2 protein-coding genes are annotated in these 2,433 nt (G+C 38.7%); both read right to left on the minus strand.

Annotated elements, in window-relative coordinates:
* Nucleotides 1–63: 63 nt before the first annotated feature.
* Nucleotides 64–783 (minus strand): IS21-like element helper ATPase IstB, encoded by a 720-nt coding sequence (gene istB / locus GSA01S_RS09910; RefSeq protein WP_066127156.1) that lies wholly within the window; start codon nucleotides 781–783, stop codon nucleotides 64–66.
* Nucleotides 776–2,281: an IS21 family transposase gene (istA, locus tag GSA01S_RS09915; protein WP_066127162.1), complete on the minus strand. Its 1,506-nt coding sequence runs from the start codon at nucleotides 2,279–2,281 to the stop codon at nucleotides 776–778. Before istA ends, istB begins: the two co-directional genes overlap by 8 nt.
* Nucleotides 2,282–2,433 lie beyond the last annotated feature (152 nt).

Below are 2,433 nucleotides of genomic sequence, written 5' to 3' on the forward strand. Positions count from 1 at the left end.
TATTTGGCAATAGGGAATTGCGTTAAACGGCAATTAATTTTGTATGCCACTTGCCATCACTATCTACTCATGAATTAATGACTCTTTATAACGGAAACTATCGCCTCTAAACATTAATAAATGGGAATGGTGAATGAGTCGATCAATAACGGCTTCCGTTAATACTGGATCTCCAAAGACGTGATTCCATTGCCCAAACTGAAGATTCGTTGTGATGATTAAGCTCTTGTTCTCGTAACACATAGAAATGACTTGAAAGAGTAATTCTGCGCCCTCTTTGTTGAGAGGGATATAACCTAATTCATCTAAAATTATCGCGTGTTGCTTGTCTAGCTGTTTCATAAACTTTGGTAGCTGTCCTTGTTGATTTGCTTCTATAAGCTTGTTAACTAAGCCTGCCACGGTAAAGAACTTCACCTGGCTGCCATATCTATGTATGGCATTTAGGGCAATGAGCGTAGATAAATAAGTTTTGCCCGTCCCAACACCTCCATAAAGAATGAGATTCTCTTGTCTCTTAATGAAATCACCCTGAATAATCGTATCGCGGTCGATTCCGTGCGGAATCTGAATATGTTCCCACTGAAAAGGCTGATGGCCTGTTTTAGGTAGTTGCGCTTGCTTCAACAGTAAGTTGACTTTGCGCTCTTCTCGATGCTCTATTTCCTTTTCAAACAACTTAACCAAGTAAGTTTCATTTGACTCGGCTGTCACCTCGTGGTAATGTTCTCGAATCCAGCTGAGTTTTAAGCGTTTGGCGTATTCTATAATTTGATTATTCACGCGCTCCACCTTCTTTCGCATAGAGGGCGTCATAATGATCAAGTCCTCTTGTGATATCAGGCATATCCGGTAAAGACATTTGTGGCGTGTATGTTGAATAATCCTCTTGATTATTAACGAGTGAATAGAATCGATGTTTAATTTGATCAACACTTGGATGTCCTTGTGCTGATACATCATTTAGCGCCTGATTCAGTAGCGTGAAATCATCATTTTTAAGTAACGTACCTAATAATCTTAAAGCTTCTTTTTGCTCATCTTCTGTACAAGCTTTTAAATATCGCGTCCATTCTTCTGGGAAATGATCATAGATACTGGTGTACTTAATCGCTCGTGGTCGTCGAGATAATAAATCAAGATAGGGTTGCCAAACCATTGATTTTCGTCTAACACCATAGAGTCTCGAATGATGAATCACAGCTTCATGTTGCTCATTTAAAACACTCACTGAATGATATGTGATCGCAACGGTTAACTTATCCCCAGCGAATCGAGGCGAACTTGAGTATTGTTTTTTATCCACAGTAATAAAACCATATTTATCAGCTTTAACTACTTCATAACGTACGCAATCAAATGATTTCTCCGGAAGGAGAAGCCATTGTGCGCAATCCTCTTGATAGAGCGTATCTATTGGCACATCCTTTTTGTAATGAGAACGATCACGATCATCCTCAGCTTTTTGCCATAACGTTTCATTAAATTGATCTAAATCTTCAATATGACATTCCGGTAATAAGAAATTATTCCTTACATACTTCACCATCGCTTCGACATGGCCTTTTTCGTTCCCCTTACCTGGATTACAAAATTCATAATGAAAGCCATAATGCCCCACAAAGCGTTCAAACACATCCGTGAGCTTTCGCTCTCCTTTGCCTAATATCTTTTTCACTGCCGGTCTAAAATTATCAAATCGAATGGTTCTCGGAACCCCACCCATATGATGAAACATACGTTGTAAACCTTCGAGTAAACACTCTGCATTTTCCGAAGGAAAAACCTGAAAATAAAACGTATTACTGAAAGGAAACGACATCACCAAATAGGGTAACTCCATCGATTCTGATTGATAAACAAAAGGAGCCGTTCCGAAATCCACTTGGGCTGTCCCCGGGATAGATTCTAAAGGTAAAGCCGCTTGATCAACCATTGTTTTTAATTCTTTTTTTCGTTTAGAAACATACTGGCGAACACTTCTCTCAGACCCTTTAAAATCATGCTCTTCCACAAGCTGTTGAAATAAACGTTTCGCCGTGCGGCGATATTTCCGTTTCTTTTTAGAATCCTCATTCAACCATTCATCAAGAATTGGTTTTACTGGATCCATGACAGGTGCCTTTCGGCACTGAGGTTTCTTAACTTCAAAGTCTTCTTGATTGGCATATTTTTTTACTGTACGAGCATCGAAACCTGTCTTTCGACTAACACTTGCATAACTTTCATCTTTTTGATTCACTTCATATCTGATATAATTTACTTCAGCCACTGTTAACATCTCCTAAATATCCTCCTGTCAAACGTTATTGGTCTAACGAGGAGTTTAAAGTTGTTTTTGAGTGTTGGCAAGTGGTTTTTTGTATATTTTTGGTCGAATTTGACCAACATGAATTAGCTGCCGTAAACTACATTTCAATTATGCCATATACA

This window comes from Globicatella sanguinis NBRC 15551, from assembly GCF_001552295.1.
In the GTDB taxonomy this organism is placed as follows: domain Bacteria; phylum Bacillota; class Bacilli; order Lactobacillales; family Aerococcaceae; genus Globicatella; species Globicatella sanguinis.

What these genes read in the sequence shown, in the direction of transcription:
- istA (WP_066127162.1), bottom strand. Translation starts at nt 2,281, where the DNA reads ATGTTAACAGTGGCTGAAGTAAATTATATCAGATATGAAGTGAATCAA.